This is a genomic window from Parabacteroides sp. AM08-6 (assembly GCF_003473295.1).
Lineage (GTDB): Bacteria > Bacteroidota > Bacteroidia > Bacteroidales > Tannerellaceae > Parabacteroides.
Genome location: NZ_QRMP01000002.1, coordinates 39,236 through 57,184, shown reverse-complemented (window position 1 = coordinate 57,184; position 17,949 = coordinate 39,236). Strand labels below are relative to the sequence as shown.

Here is a 17,949-nt window from a genome sequence, read left to right as displayed (position 1 = left end):
GTCCGCATAGTTTTTATACTTCTAAGATTCAATTTCCGGTTATGGATAAACCACACGAACGTTTTTTAACAAACCGGGACGCGCTTTTTCGTAAAAACGAAGACTTTACGTCCAAAAGCTTATTTCGCTCTCAGAAAACGTAATGAGATAAACGCTCAAAAAATAAAGAATATAAAGATTATCATAAAACCATACTACCTATAATCATCAGAGGTTCAAGAGATAATATAAAAAGATAGGATAAAATACAACAATGTGGACATTCGGATTTTTCAGCTTCCCGCCTTTCCCGAACAGGCGTGAAATATTTATTTTATAAAAATACATTTAGAAAGGCGAATGGCACTTTTACGTAAAAAACGTAAGCCATTTATATCAAATAAGAGAAATGTTTTAAAAATCAAAGGTTATTTTCATTCTATCTGTTCACAAAAAAAATGACTAAAATAAACGTTCGTTTTTTTTAGTCATTATTTCGAGACAAAAATCAACATTAATTTTTAAATGGCAAAATTTTTTCCAATAAAAAACTAATTAATTATCAAGGCATAAGCCACATTTTGCAAATCAACTCCCCAGAAGCCTCATCCAGCGATAAAATGACTAAAAAAAACGAACGTTTATTTTAGTCATTATACGAAAAGACACACTCGTTGACTTTTATTGATGAATTGTTGATTATAAATTGTAAAAAGTAACTGGGGTAAAAAATGAAAGTATCGGACATAATTCACTTACTATTAATAATTTAATTTTTTTGATTATGAAGAAAAGATTACTCATGTTGTTATCTGTCTTTATGACGATAACAAGTGTAGGGTGGCTGCACGCGCAAGGCGGCACTAACGAAGGCTACACAAAAGAAGGCAACGATTACAAGGTAACCACAGCCAAAGGGTTGCAAGCGGTATTTGCGGAGTTAAACAAAGCTAATACCAAGCAAACTACCACAATCACGTTGGATAATGATTTGGATATTTCCGAATTGAATGTAATGGGAGGTAATGCCCCAGAGGGTGAATTCCAAGGTATGTTTTTTGGGAATGGGACGTTGACCACCAATGTTACATTAACAATTGATGGAAATGGTAAAAGGATTTCCGGAACGAATATAATTCAGGGAACCGAAAATTCCAATAAACATGCTGCAATTGAAAATTATCAGGATAAAACCTACGTTTTCTATCTCCATGGAAATGGTGGTGCTAAAATCACTTTTAAGAACCTGACTATTGGCGGAACCAATATTGTTGGTTTCAATCTGTATGATATGAAAAACGTTGCTTTCGAGGACGTTACCGTATCAGATAATGAGGCAGGCGGTATCCACCTGAATTCTACAATTGCTTCAGCTACGGGATTGAAAACTTCCGGAAATGGAAATTTTGCTATCAAATTATCCCGCGAAACAACGAACATGCCGAAGCTTACACTGGTAAGCGGAACAATTAGCGAAGAAAATGTTCCGCAAATCGCTTTCTTCGACAGACATGCTTACCTTGAGGCTTGGCCTAAAAGTCCTCAAAGTTCTATTGAAGATATTTCAAATGCAGTGGTAACTCCTACCGGAGAAAGCTGGTATCGTTCTTTGCAGTATGCTAAAATGCACACTACCAACAACAGCTGGTTAGCATACGTTTGGACAAAAGGCAATGAAAGCGTATCAGTCAGCACAGCCGGACAGCTCGACTCTACTTTCAGTGTAGGTTTTGCTACTGTTACAAAAGTAATGTTGGAAGCTAAGGCTTATACATTAACTTCTGCCTTATCAATCGGAAGACCGGTTACAATTACCGGTGCTGAAGGTTCTATCCTCACCACTACTAATGTGGATGCGAACTTAGTAACCATCCTGTCTACAAAGGACGTTACATTAAATAATCTGACAATCAAAGGTTCCAAAAAATCAGGTTTGCATGTATATAAATCCACAAATGTTACTTTAGACAAAGTAGCTTTGACGGATAACGCAAATGCCGGTTTGATTGTAAACGGTTCTGCCGTAAATGCTAAAACATTATCAACAAGTAATAATGGTTGGGGAGGTGTGAATATCGATAAAGGTAAAGATGTTACTGAAACCCTTTCCTTTACCTTCGACCCAACATCTTCCTTCACTGAAAACAAAGCGCAGATTTGGGGAGAAAAAGAGAATATCACAACGGACGTTATTGCAAACCTGCCAACAGGCTGGAGAGTTATTGAAGGCAAAGGCGGTGATAATAATGCAGTCGATATGTATTATTGGACAAATAAGGCTTTGACTACGGAATATTATGAGACTTATCCGAATAAAAGCTGGGAGGGCGGTTATACCTTTATTTATGCCAATGGTAATCCGATTACTATCCAGAAAGGTACTGATGACAAGACTGTCAAAATCACAGTAGATGGTACTGATGAAGAAATGACATTTACAGAAGCAGATAAAAAACTTGTAGTCTTTGGTGGAGCTAAGAATGAGACTGTTGAATCTTCCAAGATTACAATGTTGAGCGGTAAGGTAATGAACATCTTCGGAGGTGGTTATGGCGAAATAGCCACAAAAAAGAATGCTGTCGTGAAAGGCACAACTACAATTATTGCAAAAGGTGGCGAAGCTCACAATATATTTGGTGGCGGTTTGTATTATTCTACATCCAATAGTGTTGATATTACAATCAGTGACATAACAATGGATGCCGGTGCATGGGTATTCTGCGGTGGTCAGGAAAGCGGTGTAACAGCCGGTAAAAATTATCCTACATTCGAAGAAGCAGCCAATACACTTCAGAAAGGTAAACTGACGATTACCGGCGGTACATTTGGTTATATTGCTATTGGTGGTACTGATGGTGCAAAAGGATATACCCAAGATGTAGAAGCTTCAATTTCAGGAGCTACAATATTAGGAGGTGTATTTGGCAATGGCTCTAACGGTGGTTCAGATAAAGTGGTAGGTACTGTTACAAACTGTAAATTCACCGGAACAAATATGGAAATCGCTGCTGTAAACCGTGGTATTGCTAAAAATGTTTCATTGACATTCAAAGATTGTACTTTCCCGGCATCTATTTATGCTAATTTAGGTGCTACATATAAATGGGCTAAAAATTATGGAGGTTCGGATAGTAAAATTGACGGTGTCCCGGGCAGTGTAGCATTTACTTTCATCAATTGTGGAGCAAACACTCCGGTAGTTGGTATTAGTGATGGTTTGGCTACAGCAAATGTAACTTTGACCGGAGCAAAAGCAAAGATTGCCAAATTTACTTATGATGAGAATAAGACAACAGATAAGTTTACTATCGGAGAGGGTAAAACTTGGAAATTCGACGATGGTTTTGAGACTGTTGCCAGTGGAGATGCAGCTACTCTGTCTAACCTCGGAACACTTGTTATCCCGGCTTCCGACATCATGACTACAGGTATTGCAGCCGGTGGCGCTCTTCAGGTAGATACCACTTCTACAGCGGTTATTGAAGCCATGAATGCTGCAACAACCAAAGAAGACCTTTCAAACAAAAATATTACTATTGCTTGTAAAGACGGTGTCATTGCAACTAATAAGGAAACAGCCAAAGAATTGCTGAAAGCAGGCAAGAATGCGTTAACATTGGCGTATGAAAATAGCGTATACTCAACGAAAGTTTACATGCAGCAACTGGCTGCTATCACCAATCTTCCTGCAACTCTTGTATATGGAGCCAAGCCGGTTGAATTGGCATTCAATATGGAAGGGGTTACTGCTACTGTAAAAGAAGGAAGTACTGATGTAGTGAAAATCGAAACAGTAGATGGCAAGACTACTTTGACAGTTCTGAAACCGGGTACGGTAACAATTGACTTGACAGTAACGGACAATGCAGAGGCCAGCTCTACACAAGACCTGACTGTAAAACCGCGTACTATAAAACTGACAAAAGGTATCACTGCTACTGGAAAAAATTATGACGGAAATACCACTATTTCTGTCGCTGCAAGTGCTCTTGAATTTGAAGGAACAGTTAGTGAACAGACCGACTTATCATTAAACAATCTTCAAGGAAAACTGGCCGATGCAAATGCTGGTGACAAGCAGGTAATTGTAACAGCTGAATTGGCAGGAACTTCAAAAGATTACTATGAACTGGCTCCGATTACATTCGTAACAGCAAAGGTTGATCCGAAAGCAATCACGATTGCTGCCCAGGCGGTAAGCCGCAACTACGGTGAAGAAAAAGCATTCTCTGTAACCGATTATGCTTCTTCCTTGGTTTCAGGCGATGTACTCGATGGAAGCTTGAAATTCGATTGTGCAGCAACAGCGACTTCTCCGGAAGGAACTTATGATATTATTCCTTACGGTCTGAGTAATCCGAATTATGCGATTACATATACAAAGGGAACTTTGACAGTCAAAGCTGTTAAACCGACAGTCAAGATGGTAAGCACTAAAGTAGCTGTTAACGGTCAGCAACGTGACATCACGGTTACTGCTCAGATTACAGATTTGGGTGGTGCCAAGAATGCAGAAGCTGTAACAGAAGCTGTTACAATTACAGGTTATCCCAATATCGGAGAGTTGACTGCTACCAAGAATACGGATGGTACTTATTCCGCAATCGCAACAGTTCAAGCTAGTGAACAGACCTACAACTTTACTGCAATAGCAACCGTTACCGGTTCCGCTGCACTGACCAGCGATGCAAGTGCTCCTATTACAGTAGCTATCGACGGTTTGACACCGCAGAACATTGCTTTTGCTCCTTCCGTACTGCCGACATTGACTTACGGACAGACAATGCAACTTTCCGCAACAGGTTCACCGATTGCAGATGCTGCATATACATATCAAATAACAGATGGTAGTGATTATGCATCGCTTTCTGATGGTGTACTGACTGCCAAGAAGGTAGGTACGGTAACCATCGTTGCCAAACAGGCCGGAAATGAAACGATTTCTGCTGCAACTGCAACAAAAACGATTGAAATCACTCCGAAACCGATTACTGTTGAGGTCGGTGCAATAACAAAGACTTATGACGGAACAACTGCCATTACCGCTTTGCCTTCATTTACATTGAAGGGCATCGAGAGCGGTGCAAAAGTTTCTGTAAAAGCACCGAAGATTACGGATTTTGCTTTCGCAAACAAGAACGTAGGTACATCTCTGGTATCATGCCCGACACTGACATTGGACAGTTTGGATGCTGACAACTATGCCCTGATACAGCCAGCTAAGGAAGATGTAAAAGGTACTATCACGAAAGCTCCGCTGACAGTGAAGGTTGATGATGTAAACCGCATGTGGAACGACCGTTACACGAAATATTCTTTCAGTGTTGTCAAGGGTGAGTTGTTCAAAGGCGAAACTTTGACCTCTGTTTATAGCGGGACATTCGATGTGAAGGAAAACGGTGAAACATTGGAATTGACTGTAAATCCGGCACTCTGCCCGAACTATGCCCTGGAGGCACAGAACGGTAAACTGACAGTTTCCCTGGGAACTCCGGCTGCTGTTGTATACGGTAGTGGTAGTAACCTAAATGCTATGTTGGTGGATGCAGCAGGTTATGCTGAAAAAGATTTGACAGTAACAGTAGCCGATGGTTCTGCTGTCATTACCGATAATAAAGGTAATTCTATTGGCCGTAGTGTTAATAAGATTACAATCACTGACCCCTCTACAACTTCAAGCGCTGCAAAATCTCGTTTAGTGACAAAAGCCGCTTCCAATTTGATTTGGGATAGCGAAGATTCGAATCTCAAAACATTCGGAAACGCAACATTCGAGGCTAAACATAATACTGCTACCGCCTATCTATCCAGTAATACTGACATCCTGCTTGTTGATAAGGATGGTATGGTTACTATCACCGGTACCGGAGACGCTGCTATCGTAGCGATGAAAGGAAGTGCAGAGGCACACGTTATCAAATATAAAGTAGATGCTCAAAAGTTGGAAGTAACGGTTGCCAATATGGACAAGACCTATGACGGTACGACTCAAGCATCCGGAACGATAGCATTAGATGAAAAGATGAAAGATGTGGACGTTGCTCTCGATATTTCAGGAGTTTCTTTCAACTATGCTTCAAAAGATGCAGCCGAAGGCATAAAAGTTAATCCGTCACAGGCAATAATCCTGACCGGTAGCGAAGCGAACAATTACGACCTGCAAGTCGCCCTGAGCGGTAAGATTGAAAAGAAAGACCTGAATATTACCAGCGTAAGCAAATATTACGATGGTCTGCCTACAGCAACTCTGACTGATTACGCTACAACCGACTTGGTAAATGGTGATATCGTTCCGGCAACAGTTACATTTAATGATGCCAATGTTGGTGCTGCTCTGAAAAGCGTAACAGTTAATCACAAGAACTATGAGTTGAAATCTTCAGTGGCAACGAATAGTGGTGGTACTGTTACTACCGGTTCCATCCTGAAGTCAAACATCATTGCTACACTGCCTACGGAAGGAAGCAGCGTATCCAACGTGAAAAACAACATCACGCTGAAGGTGAAGGAAACAGGTGCTGATATTACAAACGCATCTGCCGTAGCTACTATCAAAAATGCTATCCAGGTAAAAGCCAACGGTAACAATGCCTTCTTTATCAGTGCCGATGCCAACGATAACTTCACTATCCTGTTCGATGGTAACCAACAGATAGGCAAGAGCAGCAGTGTTCCTCCTGTTGTTAATCCGTCAGTTGACGTAACAGGCATTACCCTGGATGTAACGGCTAAGACACTGGCTGTCGGCGAATCATTCACGCTCGTGGCTACCGTTACTCCGACAAATGCCGACGACACGAGTGTAAGTTGGAGCAGCAGCGACCCGACAATCGCAAGCGTGGATGCCGAGGGTAAAGTGACTGCCCTGAAAGCAGGCAAAGCTACAATCACAGCCACTTCAAACGATAATCCGAACTTCACTGCCACTTGTAAAGTGAGCGTGGAAGCTCCTACAGGCATTGAAGAAGCATTGGCTGATTCACGGGTGTATGCGAAAGAAGGATACATCTATATCGAACCGATGGCTGAAATGCAGGCTGTTGTAGCAAGCATGTCTGGTAAAGTTATATACAACAACCGCATAAGCGGTCAAAAACAAATACCGGCTACCCCAGGCGTTTACGTTGTGAAACTGATAAGCGCCAATAAATCAATAACAATTAAAGTCGGTATATTTTAATCCTATTCTTAAATAATTAATTCAAGAATAGTAAGTCAAGAAGAAAGGGGTGTCCGTGAGGATGCCCCTTTTATATTTTCAGGAAAAGACAATAGGGAAATGCTTTTTTCACTATCTTGCACAAAATTATGACTGATAAATGAAACAACTATATAAAAAAACAAGCTTACTTCTGATTCTAATAATCACAATTGGGGGATATAAAATTTATTTCGATTCCTTACCCCTCACCCCTGTTCAGAAACAAATCGGGAAATTAAATCTATCCATCGATCCCAGGGTTGAACTATTAAGCGTGATTCAAAGTCTTTCCTTTTATCCAAGAATTCAAAGAGACAATCCTTATTATAACACCATTCAAACACACTTCCAAGCTTTTAAGAACTCAGACGCCGTATTATTGACCAACAAACTGAGTAAAATAGGATTTTCATACGATGCTCCTATCGAATTTGTATTACACCTCACCCAACCGAATGAGTGCAAACGCTCTTTAGCATACTCTGAAAACTCAATAAACAGGGCAGAAGGTTATACCAATTTAAATAATTACCAAAAGGCCCTCCATCAATTTGCTACAAAAACAGATTTCGATAAATTTTGGAAACACAATAAAGCATTTTATCATCAGATAATCGACGCCTGCATTCCAGAATTATCTGATATAGATTATATCACAACATTAGAAAGATATCTCAAACTATCGAACAATTCTTATAATATCATCATTTCGCCTCTTGCAATAGGAGGATATGGTCCTTCTTTATCAAGAGAAGACGGGACAACAGATTTTTACGCTTGTGTTCCACTAAACTGGGGACAGAGCAACGAAATACCCTATTTGAAAAAGGAAGATTTTCAAGTCTATCTTTGGCACGAGTTCTGCCATTCGTTTATAAATCCGGAAACCCAAAAATATACTCGCATGATAGAAAAGAGTGCCATACTATTTAATCCTATCAAAGACGAAATGTCCAAGCAAGCCTATACAAACTGGCAAACATGTGTGAATGAGCATATTATCCGAGCAATCAACATCCGACTTACAGAAATACACATCGGTCGGGCAAAAGCCGAAGAAATTTTAAACAATGAACTAAAGAATCATTTCATTTATATCAAGCCAATCATTGAAAAATTAAAACAATACGAGACTCTGGAGAAATTCAAGCATGCAACCTTCTTAGATTTTCTGCCTGAGCTTCTTACTATTTTTGAAACTATTCCGGCAAACAGTCCTACTTCAATCACAAAAGACGACTTTTTTTCAGGCCCTATCAATCAGGTCATACAAGCTAAAAAAACAGCAATCATCTATCCTACTAACCATTCGGAGAAAGAATCTCTGAACAAAATAAAAGAATATACAGAGAAAATCCATCAACTGTTTTTCAAGGAAGGCATACTAATCCCAGATACGACTGCACTAAAAATGGATTTATCCCAATACGGACTAATTATATATGGAACCGTTCCAAGTAATCTTTTTCTGGAAAAACAAAAAACACACTTACCCTTTCAGATAAAAGGACAAACAATCATAACAGACCGAGAATACACCGGAGTCGGTCTGAAATTTATAACCTGTTTGCCCAACCCGCAAAATAACGCATTGGGAATGCTCATCTATACAGCAACAAACAACAAAGACATTCCAGACATAAACAATGTTTTTCATGGTCCAGAAGATTACGTCCTATCCGACAGTAAAAACCGGATTATAAAAAAAGGGTTTTATAAAAAACAGTATAAATGGGAATTTTAACAAGAATGGGAAGTAGAAATATTTTCTCCTTACATAGCAGGTGAACATATCCTCCTTTACATTGTTATATATAATAACAAACTTTCCAAATCAATAAAATAAGATTTATGCAAGAACTTACACTTACTACCCCGTCACTGCTTTTCTCAGCCGTTTCACTGATATTGCTGGCTTATACAAACCGCTTCATATCGTATGCAAGCCTCGTACGTACATTAAAGGAGAAACACCAACAAACACATAATCCGAAAGAGATGGCGCAAATAAACAATCTGCGGAAACGATTATATCTGACTCGTTCCATGCAAATCCTGGGGTTGCTCAGCTTGCTTTTTTGCGTAGTATCCATGTTCTTCATTTATATCTCGTGGCAGATAATAGCCGCCTGGATATTCGGAATAGGACTTTTGCTACTTGCGGCATCTCTTTGCGTATGTATTTGGGAAATAAATATTTCCGTCAAAGCACTGGAGATACACCTACAGGACATGGGTTCTAAATAGAAGTTAAAACGATACATTCTATTAAATTTTCCTTCTAAATGTTTTGGTAGTTCACCAAGAAGGTCTATCTTTGCACTCGCAATCGGGAAAGCCATATTTCCAGAGCGCTCAAAGTGAGGACTTTGACAAGATGGCCCGTTCGTCTATCGGTTAGGACGCAAGATTTTCATTCTTGAAAGGGGGGTTCGATTCCCCCACGGGCTACAATAAACAGGATTAAAAAATCAATAAAGAGAATAGCTAAGAAATGGCAAATCACAAGTCATCAATTAAGAGAATCAGACAGACCGACGCAAGACGTCTGCATAACAGATATTATGCAAAGACTGCTAGAAACGCAATGAGAGTTTTGCGCGCTACTGAAGACAAGAACGAAGCTCAGGCTCTATACCCGAAGGTATGCTCTATGTTGGATAAGCTTGCTAAGAAAAACATTATTCACAAGAATAAGGCTGGCAATCTGAAATCCAAACTGGCCAAGCACGTTAACGGACTCGCATAAGGTTCTATACTTTATATAGTATAAAGGCCGGACTCAATAAGCCCGGCTTTTTTAAAGCCCTGCGGCCCGTTCGTCTATCGGTTAGGACGCAAGATTTTCATTCTTGAAAGGGGGGTTCGATTCCCCCACGGGCTACGCAAAAAAGGAAAAGAGACAAGGTGTTTTTTACTTTGCCTCTTTTGTTGTATCCGTACATTTCAACCCCAGACAGGAAAACCGTCTTTTTCTCTACTAAATTTGTCTATTTTCACACTATCTATACCACCTAAGTCAATTATTTTCATTACATTTGTTAGCTTTTTTAGACAGACAGATAATTACTGATTTTAAACGATAAAGACTCATGAGTGAAGAAATTAAGAATACTTCTACAGAGTACTCTGCGGATAGTATTCAGGTACTTGAAGGGTTAGAGGCAGTGCGAAAAAGACCGTCCATGTATATTGGCGATACCAGCGAAAAAGGTCTCCACCACTTAGTATACGAAGTTGTTGACAACTCTATTGACGAAGCATTAGCCGGTTTTTGTACCCAAATTGACGTAGTAATAAACGAAGATAATTCCATATCGGTCACGGATGATGGTCGTGGTATTCCCGTCGATATTCATGAGAAAGAAGGTGTATCAGCCCTTGAAGTCGTGCTGACGGTTCTTCATGCCGGTGGTAAGTTCGACAAAGATTCTTACAAAGTATCCGGAGGTTTGCACGGTGTAGGTGTATCCTGTGTAAATGCACTTTCAACTTATTTGAAAGCGGAAGTTCGTCGCGACGGTAAAATCCACATGCAGGATTTCTCTTGTGGCAAGCCGCTCCATCCGATAAAAGTTATCGGCGAAAGCGATACTACCGGTACAACTATCATGTTCAAACCGGATGGTAGTATCTTTTCCGTAACCGAATACAAATATGACATTCTGGCAAGCCGCCTTCGGGAGCTTGCCTTCCTGAATGCCGGTATCACCCTCAGACTGACCGACAAACGCGTCGTAAAAGAGGACGGTACTTTTAAAGGAGAAGTTTTTCATTCTGAAGAAGGATTGAAAGAATTCGTCCGCTACGTAGACCGCTCAAAAGAATCTTTAATTCCCGACGTAATCCATATCGTAACGGAAAAGCAAGGCATTCCGGTTGAAGTAGCCATGACTTACAACACCTCATTCAACGAAAGTGTATTCTCATACGTAAACGATATCAACACGATAGAAGGCGGTACGCACCTGTCCGGGTTCCGCCGAGGTCTGACACGCACATTGAAGAAATATGCCGAAGACTCCAAATTGCTGGAAAAGGCAAAAGTTGAAATTCAGGGAGACGACTTCCGGGAAGGTCTGACTGCTGTTATTTCCATTAAAGTACAGGAGCCACAGTTTGAAGGACAGACAAAGACTAAACTGGGAAACAACGAAGTGACCGGTGCTGTCGACCAAGCTATCGGCGAAGCGCTCGGTTATTATCTGGAAGAACATCCGAAGGAAGCAAAAACGATAGTGGACAAAGTCGTCCTGGCTGCCCAGGCACGCCAAGCTGCCCGGAAAGCACGCGAATTAGTACAGCGCAAATCACCGATGACCGGTGGCGGCTTGCCCGGCAAGTTGGCTGACTGTTCTTCGAAAGATGCTGCTCTCTGCGAGTTGTTCTTAGTCGAAGGGGACTCTGCAGGCGGTACGGCAAAACAGGGCCGTGATCGTAATTTTCAGGCTATCCTGCCGTTGCGCGGTAAAATCCTGAACGTAGAGAAAGCAATGGACCATAAGATTTTCGAAAGTGAAGAAATTCAAAATATTTTCCGTGCAATGGGTGTGACCATCGGAACTGAAGAGGACCCGAAGGAACTGAACTTAAGCAAACTACGTTATCACAAGGTAATCATCATGACCGATGCCGATGTGGACGGAAGCCACATTGCCACACTGATTCTGACATTCTTCTTCCGCCGTATGCGTGCATTGATTGAAAACGGATATGTGTATTTGGCCACTCCTCCGCTTTATCTTTGCAAGAAAGGTAAAATTGAAGAATACTGCTGGACAGACCAACAACGTCAGGCATTCATCGATAAATATGGTGGCGGTAATGAGAATCAGATTCATACCCAACGCTACAAAGGTTTGGGAGAAATGAACGACCATCAATTGTGGGATACAACAATGAATCCGGAAAACCGTACATTGAAACAAATCACGATTGACAGTGCAGCCGAAGCCGACCAGATTTTCGCGATGTTGATGGGAGAAGACGTTGGTCCGCGCCGTGAGTTCATCGAAGAGAATGCAACGTATGCCAATATTGATGCATAAAGAATTATGAATTGTGGATTTTGAATTATCCCGTTACACATAATTGAAAATTCACAATTCTTCGCTTCTACCTAAAATTCATAATTCAAAATTCATAATCCGTATGAAAGTCCGCCATCCGAGTTTAGAGGCCCTGTTCAGAGAAGTTGATAGTTATATACAACCAAAAGAAAGTTTACAACCTCCCCGAATAGGAATATCTGCAAACCGGAAAGACGGGCTTTCCTGTATAGCTGAGACTTATGTACAAGCGGTATTAAAAGCCGGAGGTGCTCCTGTATTAATTCCTGTCATTACGGATATTGAAGCATTGACTGCAATAGTAAACGGGCTTGACGGACTTGTAATGAGCGGAGGTGCCGATATTAACCCACTCTATCTGGAAGAAGAACCTATCCCCGGATTGCAGGATGTGGATACTTATCGCGATGAATTTGATTTACTTTTACTCCGTCTGGCTGCAAACCGGCAACTACCGATTATGGGAATATGCCGCGGGCATCAAATATTGAATGTAGCATTCGGAGGTGATTTATTCCAAGACATTTATTCCCAAAACGAAGATAAAATACTGAAACACAGTCAAACAATGCCTCGCGAACAGGTCTCGCACAGTGTCCGGATAACCGATAAGGCATCCAAGCTCTATTCCATACTGGAAAAAGAAGACACGATATGGGTTAATTCCTTCCACCATCAGGCTGTTAAAGAAACTGCCCCCGAATTTATAACTTCGGCAATAGCCTCCGATGGTATTAATGAGGCGATGGAACATCCTGAAAAAGAGATATTCAGCATACAATGGCATCCCGAAGCAATGGCTTCGAACGACGATGAACAAATGCTGAAATTGTTTCAGTATCAAGTAGAAGCTTCACGCCTGTTTAAAGAAGCAAAACGTATCCATCACCGTAACGTCACACTTGATTCCCATACGGATACACCCATGATTTTCCCCGGTGAATTTAATATCGGAAAGAAAGAAGGCGGAAAAGTAAATCTTCCTTTTATGGAAGAGGGATTGATAGATGCAGCCATTATGGTTGCTTATATTCCACAAGGCCCCAGAGATGATATTTCCTTGCAGAAAGCAACCGATTTTGCCATGAACCGTTTACAGGAAATCCATCGGCAAAAGGAGTTGAACCGTTCGCGCATGTGTATTGCTTATACGCCTCAAGAAGTGCATGTCCTGAAGGCTGCCGGGAAAAAGGCCATCATGCTGGGTGTAGAAAACGGATATGCACTCGGTAAAGATTTGAACAATATTGCCCGTTTCAAAGAAATGGGAGTTACTTATATCACTCTTTGCCACAACGGAGATAATGATATCTGCGACTCGGCAAGAGGTAAAGGCGAATGGAACGGATTGAGTCCCTTCGGGAAAGAGGTTGTCCGCAAAATGAATGAGTTGGGTATCATGGTTGATATTTCGCATGCTGCCGAAAGTACATTCTATGATGCGCTGGAAATCAGTAAACAACCAATCATAGCCTCCCATTCCTCCGCGCGTGCTCTCTGTAATCATCCGCGCAACCTGACCGACGAACAACTGAAGGCTCTGGCTGCGAAAGGTGGTGTGATACAAATTTGCCTGTACAAAGGATTTATCAATGAGGAGGCGGAAAAAGCATCTTTGAGTGATGCCATCCGGCATATCAACCATATCGTAGAGCTGGTGGGTATCAATCATGTCGGCATAGGTTCCGATTTCGACGGTGACGGTGAATTGATTGGTTGCCGGGCCAGTAACGAACTGATAAACATTACGGTCAGACTGCTGAAAGAGGGATACACCGAAAACGATATAGCAAAAATATGGGGCGGAAATCTGTTGCGTGTCCTGGCAACCGTACAGAATACTGCTACAATAAACAAGTAAACGATAGGATCATGACAAAACTAATTTATCTCGCACTAAGCATTATCTTGTTTTCTTGTGGGGCAAAAAGCTCGAGTGAGACAAAAGATATAACTGTTACAGAAGTAAAAAAAACTCCGGTTAACACACCGGTTTTCGATGCCGATAGCGCTTATACGTATGTTGCCCGCCAGGTAGCTTTCGGACCTCGTGTACCCAACACGGAAAGCCACAAAAACTGCGGTGATTATCTGGCCTCCGAATTGACCCGTTTCGGAGCTAAAGTGTACCAGCAAGAGGCTACACTCACAGCCTATGATGGCACAAAGTTGGAAGCTCGTAATATTATCGGTTCATATAATCCGGACAACAAGAAACGCATCCTGCTTTTTGCTCATTGGGACACTCGCCCTTACTCAGATGAAGATCCGAACCCCGATAATTATAAAAAGCCAATTGATGGAGCCGACGATGGAGCTAGCGGTGTCGGTGCCTTATTGGAAATAGCCCGCCAGATTAATTTAAAGAATCCGGGAATCGGTATCGATATAATTTTCTTCGATGCTGAAGATTACGGTGTTCCGGGATTTGCAAGAGATAAATATAATGACACAAGCGAAAGCTGGTGTCTGGGAACGCAATTCTGGGCAAAGAACCCGCATATCCCGAACTACAGGGCGGAATTCGGTATTTTACTCGACATGGTAGGTGCCAAGAACGCTGTTTTTTATAAAGAATTCACATCCATGCGTTATGCCGCACGCTATGTAGACGAAATATGGGAAACTGCACGCAATCTGGGTTATGGTAAATACTTCATCAACGCAAACGGAGGTGGAGTTACCGACGACCATGAATTTGTCATCAAAGGTCTCGGAATTCCTTGCCTGGATATTATAAATTATGACGAAAATGGTTTTGGAGACCACTGGCATACCCAAAACGACAATATGGACAATATCAGCCGGGAAACTCTGAAAGCTGTCGGTCAAACAGTATTGGAAGTTGTATATAATAGATAAAAGATAAATAACAATGACAATTAATGAACTTCAAGACAATATCATCGAGGAATTTTCAGCCTTCGATGACTGGATGGATAAGTATGCATTGCTCATTGACCTGGGTAATTCACTTCCTCCTTTGGATGAAAAGTATAAAACAGAAAGTAATCTGATTGAGGGTTGCCAAAGCCGCGTATGGTTACAAGCTGATTACGAAAACGGTAAACTTCTATTCAAAGGCGAAAGCGATGCAGTTATCGTTAAAGGAATCGTCTCTCTTCTTATTAGTATCCTTTCCGACCATACTCCGCAAGAAATCCTGGATACAGATTTATACTTCATCGAAAAAATAGGCCTGAAGGAACATCTTTCCCCCACTCGTTCAAACGGATTGGTAGCAATGGTCAAGCAAATGCGTATGTATGCTCTGGCTTTCAGGACAAAAGAGATGGAAGCCTAAAACGATAATTCCAGTTGTTTCGGCAATAAAGTAAACGTTTTACGATGATAAGGAGTTATTCCACAGGCCCGGATGGCTTCACGATGGGCTTTGGTGGGATAACCTTTATTTTCTTTCCAATGATAAGCCGGATATTCTTCAGCCAAAAGGTTCATATAATCATCCCGATAAGTTTTTGCCAGAATAGAAGCAGCTGCAATACTTAAATATTTACCGTCTCCTTTCACTATTGTAGTGTGAGAAATACCCGGATATGGGGTAAAACGATTACCATCTATCAACAAATGTTCCGGTTTTACTTTCAGCTGTTCGATAGCCCGGTGCATAGCAAGGAAAGAGGCTTTCAATATATTTATTTTATCAATCTCTTCCGGAGTCACAATGCCGACAGCCCATGCCAGAGCTTCTTTTTCAATAACAGGACGTAAAGCATAGCGCTTCTTTTCACTCAATTGTTTACTGTCATTCAAATCCTCATTATAAAAATCAGAAGGTAAAATAACGGCTGCGGCAAATACCGAACCTGCAAGACAGCCTCTTCCTGCCTCATCACAACCGGCTTCTATACGATTTGCTTGTAGATAGGGGAGTAACATATTAATCTGCTTTAGTAACTGAATCCTTTAATCTTTCAGGGATTTGTCTGCAATCCCATAACAAATGTAACGTTCTTTTTTCACAAAAGTCTCAAAGAATCATTATTTCTTCATTATTCGGGGCCGGATGATGAAATAGGCAATCAGTGTTGCTACTGCTACACCAAAAGTATTGGCTGCAAAGTCCAGCCAGTCTCCTCCCCGGTATGTAGTACAATATTCCTGCAACAACTCGATAATACCGCTCATGACAATCGGACAAACAACAGCACCAATCCAAGCATGCCACAATACATTATCGTAACGGCGGTGGTTCAATAGAAACTCGAGCCACAACATTCCCGACAGACCACCATACATACAAAAGTGTATAATCTTATCAAACCCCGGTATCCTGCCGACTTCAATCGTTGGAGGCTTAAAGAATGACAAATAGATGATGACCAACATCATGACCAGTGAAACCGGATATTTCTTCAGATAATAGAACATCATTCCCATCCTTATTTAAAACATTTTCCGTACCCGCTCTATACCAGCAGCAAACGCATCAATCTCCTCTTTCGTATTATAGAAAGAAAAAGAAGCACGAACCGTCCCTTCTATGCCTAATGCCTGCATCAAAGGTTGAGCACAATGATGTCCGGTCCGGACAGCAATTCCCAGACGATCGAGCAACATTCCCATATCATAATGATGAATATTACCGACTAAAAACGACAGTACCCCACTTTTATGGTCGGCATGCCCAAAAATACGCATGTCTTCAATGGACTCCAACTTAGTGGTTGCATAATGCAATAGTTCCTCTTCGTATGCAGCGATATTATCCATACCCAAGCTGTTCACATAGCGTAAAGCCTCCGCCAGAGCCGTACTACCGATATAATCGGGCGTACCTGCTTCAAACTTAAAAGGTAATTCATTGAAAACCGTTTTCTCAAAAGAGACGGTAGCAATCATCTCTCCTCCACCTTGATAAGGAGGTAATTTATCTAACCATTCCTCTTTTCCATACAACACACCGATTCCCGTCGGTCCATAGACTTTATGACCGGAAAAAACATAAAATTCAGCATTCAGCTCCTGTACATCTACTTTCAGGTGTGGAACCGCTTGTGCGCCATCTATCAGTACAGGCACGTCATATCCGTGGGCAATATCGGTCATTTCCTTGACCGGATTGACCGTTCCCAACACATTCGAAACATGTGTCACGGAAACCAGCCTAGTTCGTTCAGAAAATAAATTACGATAATCATCCAGGCAAAGTTCCCCCCTTTCATTCATCGGTATCACTTTCAGGGTAATTCCTTTGCGGGCGGCTTGTATTTGCCAGGGAACAATGTTGGAATGATGTTCCATTACCGACACAATCACCTCATCTCCGGGCGACATGCAAGCATCCGTAAAACTGGAGGCTATCAGATTAATCGACTCCGTCGTTCCACGTGTAAAAATTATCTCGTTGGATGAACGGGCATTCAGGAATTGTTGCACCGTGCGACGAGCCTCTTCATGGGCTTCCGTAGCCGCCTGGCTCAAAAAATGTACGCCACGATGAATATTGGCATTTACATTATAGTAGCCACTTTCTATCTTTTCGACTACGCAACGAGGCTTTTGGGTCGTCGCTCCATTATCAAAATAAATAAGAGGTTTGTCGTATATCTTATGTTCCAGAATCGGAAAGTCCTTTCGTATAGATTGTACATCTAACATAACTGTATCTTTTTGTTTTTATAACAAGAGCCAAAGATACTATGTTTATAAGGTATTCCTATATTACAAATAATAAAA

General features: G+C 41.3%; 11 protein-coding genes and 2 tRNA genes. 10 read left to right on the top strand and 3 right to left on the bottom strand.

All coding sequences use genetic code 11. The features are described from left to right. The first annotated feature begins 763 nt into the window (after positions 1–763). The 10 genes from DW103_RS01985 (at position 764) to DW103_RS01940 (ending at position 15,553) form a co-directional block, all read left to right on the top strand. Positions 764–7,159, top strand: a complete 6,396-nt coding sequence (locus DW103_RS01985) for a YDG domain-containing protein (RefSeq protein ID WP_122274003.1) — start codon at positions 764–766, stop codon at positions 7,157–7,159. A 139-nt stretch (positions 7,160–7,298) separates the two neighbouring features. Then, the gene (locus DW103_RS01980) at positions 7,299–8,924 is read left to right on the top strand and encodes a DUF4932 domain-containing protein (RefSeq protein WP_122274002.1); all 1,626 of its coding nucleotides are present in this window, start codon (positions 7,299–7,301) and stop codon (positions 8,922–8,924) included. A 107-nt stretch (positions 8,925–9,031) separates the two neighbouring features. Beyond that, positions 9,032–9,427: a DUF2721 domain-containing protein gene (locus DW103_RS01975; protein WP_122274001.1), complete on the top strand. Its 396-nt coding sequence runs from the start codon at positions 9,032–9,034 to the stop codon at positions 9,425–9,427. Between the two features lie 132 nt (positions 9,428–9,559). Beyond that, positions 9,560–9,631: transfer RNA gene (locus tag DW103_RS01970), tRNA-Glu, on the top strand. A 43-nt stretch (positions 9,632–9,674) separates the two neighbouring features. Then, positions 9,675–9,929, top strand: a complete 255-nt coding sequence (gene rpsT, locus DW103_RS01965) for a 30S ribosomal protein S20 (RefSeq protein ID WP_122274000.1) — start codon at positions 9,675–9,677, stop codon at positions 9,927–9,929. 63 nt (positions 9,930–9,992) lie between these two features. Then, positions 9,993–10,064, top strand: a tRNA-Glu gene (locus tag DW103_RS01960). A 208-nt stretch (positions 10,065–10,272) separates the two neighbouring features. Then, the gene (gyrB, locus tag DW103_RS01955; RefSeq protein WP_122273999.1) at positions 10,273–12,228 is read left to right on the top strand and encodes a DNA topoisomerase (ATP-hydrolyzing) subunit B; all 1,956 of its coding nucleotides are present in this window, start codon (positions 10,273–10,275) and stop codon (positions 12,226–12,228) included. 103 nt (positions 12,229–12,331) lie between these two features. Next, positions 12,332–14,110: a membrane dipeptidase gene (locus DW103_RS01950; protein ID WP_122273998.1), complete on the top strand. Its 1,779-nt coding sequence runs from the start codon at positions 12,332–12,334 to the stop codon at positions 14,108–14,110. 11 nt (positions 14,111–14,121) lie between these two features. Further along, on the top strand, positions 14,122–15,111 hold the full coding sequence (locus DW103_RS01945) for a M28 family peptidase (protein ID WP_122273997.1): 990 nt from the start codon (positions 14,122–14,124) through the stop codon (positions 15,109–15,111). Positions 15,112–15,124: 13 nt separating this feature from the next. Then, a complete protein-coding gene (locus DW103_RS01940) occupies positions 15,125–15,553 on the top strand; it encodes a SufE family protein (RefSeq protein WP_122273996.1) in 429 nt (142 codons plus the stop codon). Here the strand turns inward: DW103_RS01940 and DW103_RS01935 are convergent. From DW103_RS01935 to DW103_RS01925, 3 genes are all read right to left on the bottom strand, one after another. Next, positions 15,550–16,149: a ribonuclease HII gene (locus DW103_RS01935; protein WP_122273995.1), complete on the bottom strand. Its 600-nt coding sequence runs from the start codon at positions 16,147–16,149 to the stop codon at positions 15,550–15,552. The genes DW103_RS01940 and DW103_RS01935 overlap by 4 nt on opposite strands. Before the next feature lie 102 nt (positions 16,150–16,251). Next, complete coding sequence (locus DW103_RS01930; RefSeq protein ID WP_122274264.1) at positions 16,252–16,641, bottom strand: VanZ family protein; 390 nt, start codon at positions 16,639–16,641, stop codon at positions 16,252–16,254. A gap of 15 nt (positions 16,642–16,656) precedes the next feature. Further along, the gene (locus tag DW103_RS01925) at positions 16,657–17,871 is read right to left on the bottom strand and encodes an aminotransferase class V-fold PLP-dependent enzyme (RefSeq protein WP_122273994.1); all 1,215 of its coding nucleotides are present in this window, start codon (positions 17,869–17,871) and stop codon (positions 16,657–16,659) included. Positions 17,872–17,949 lie beyond the last annotated feature (78 nt).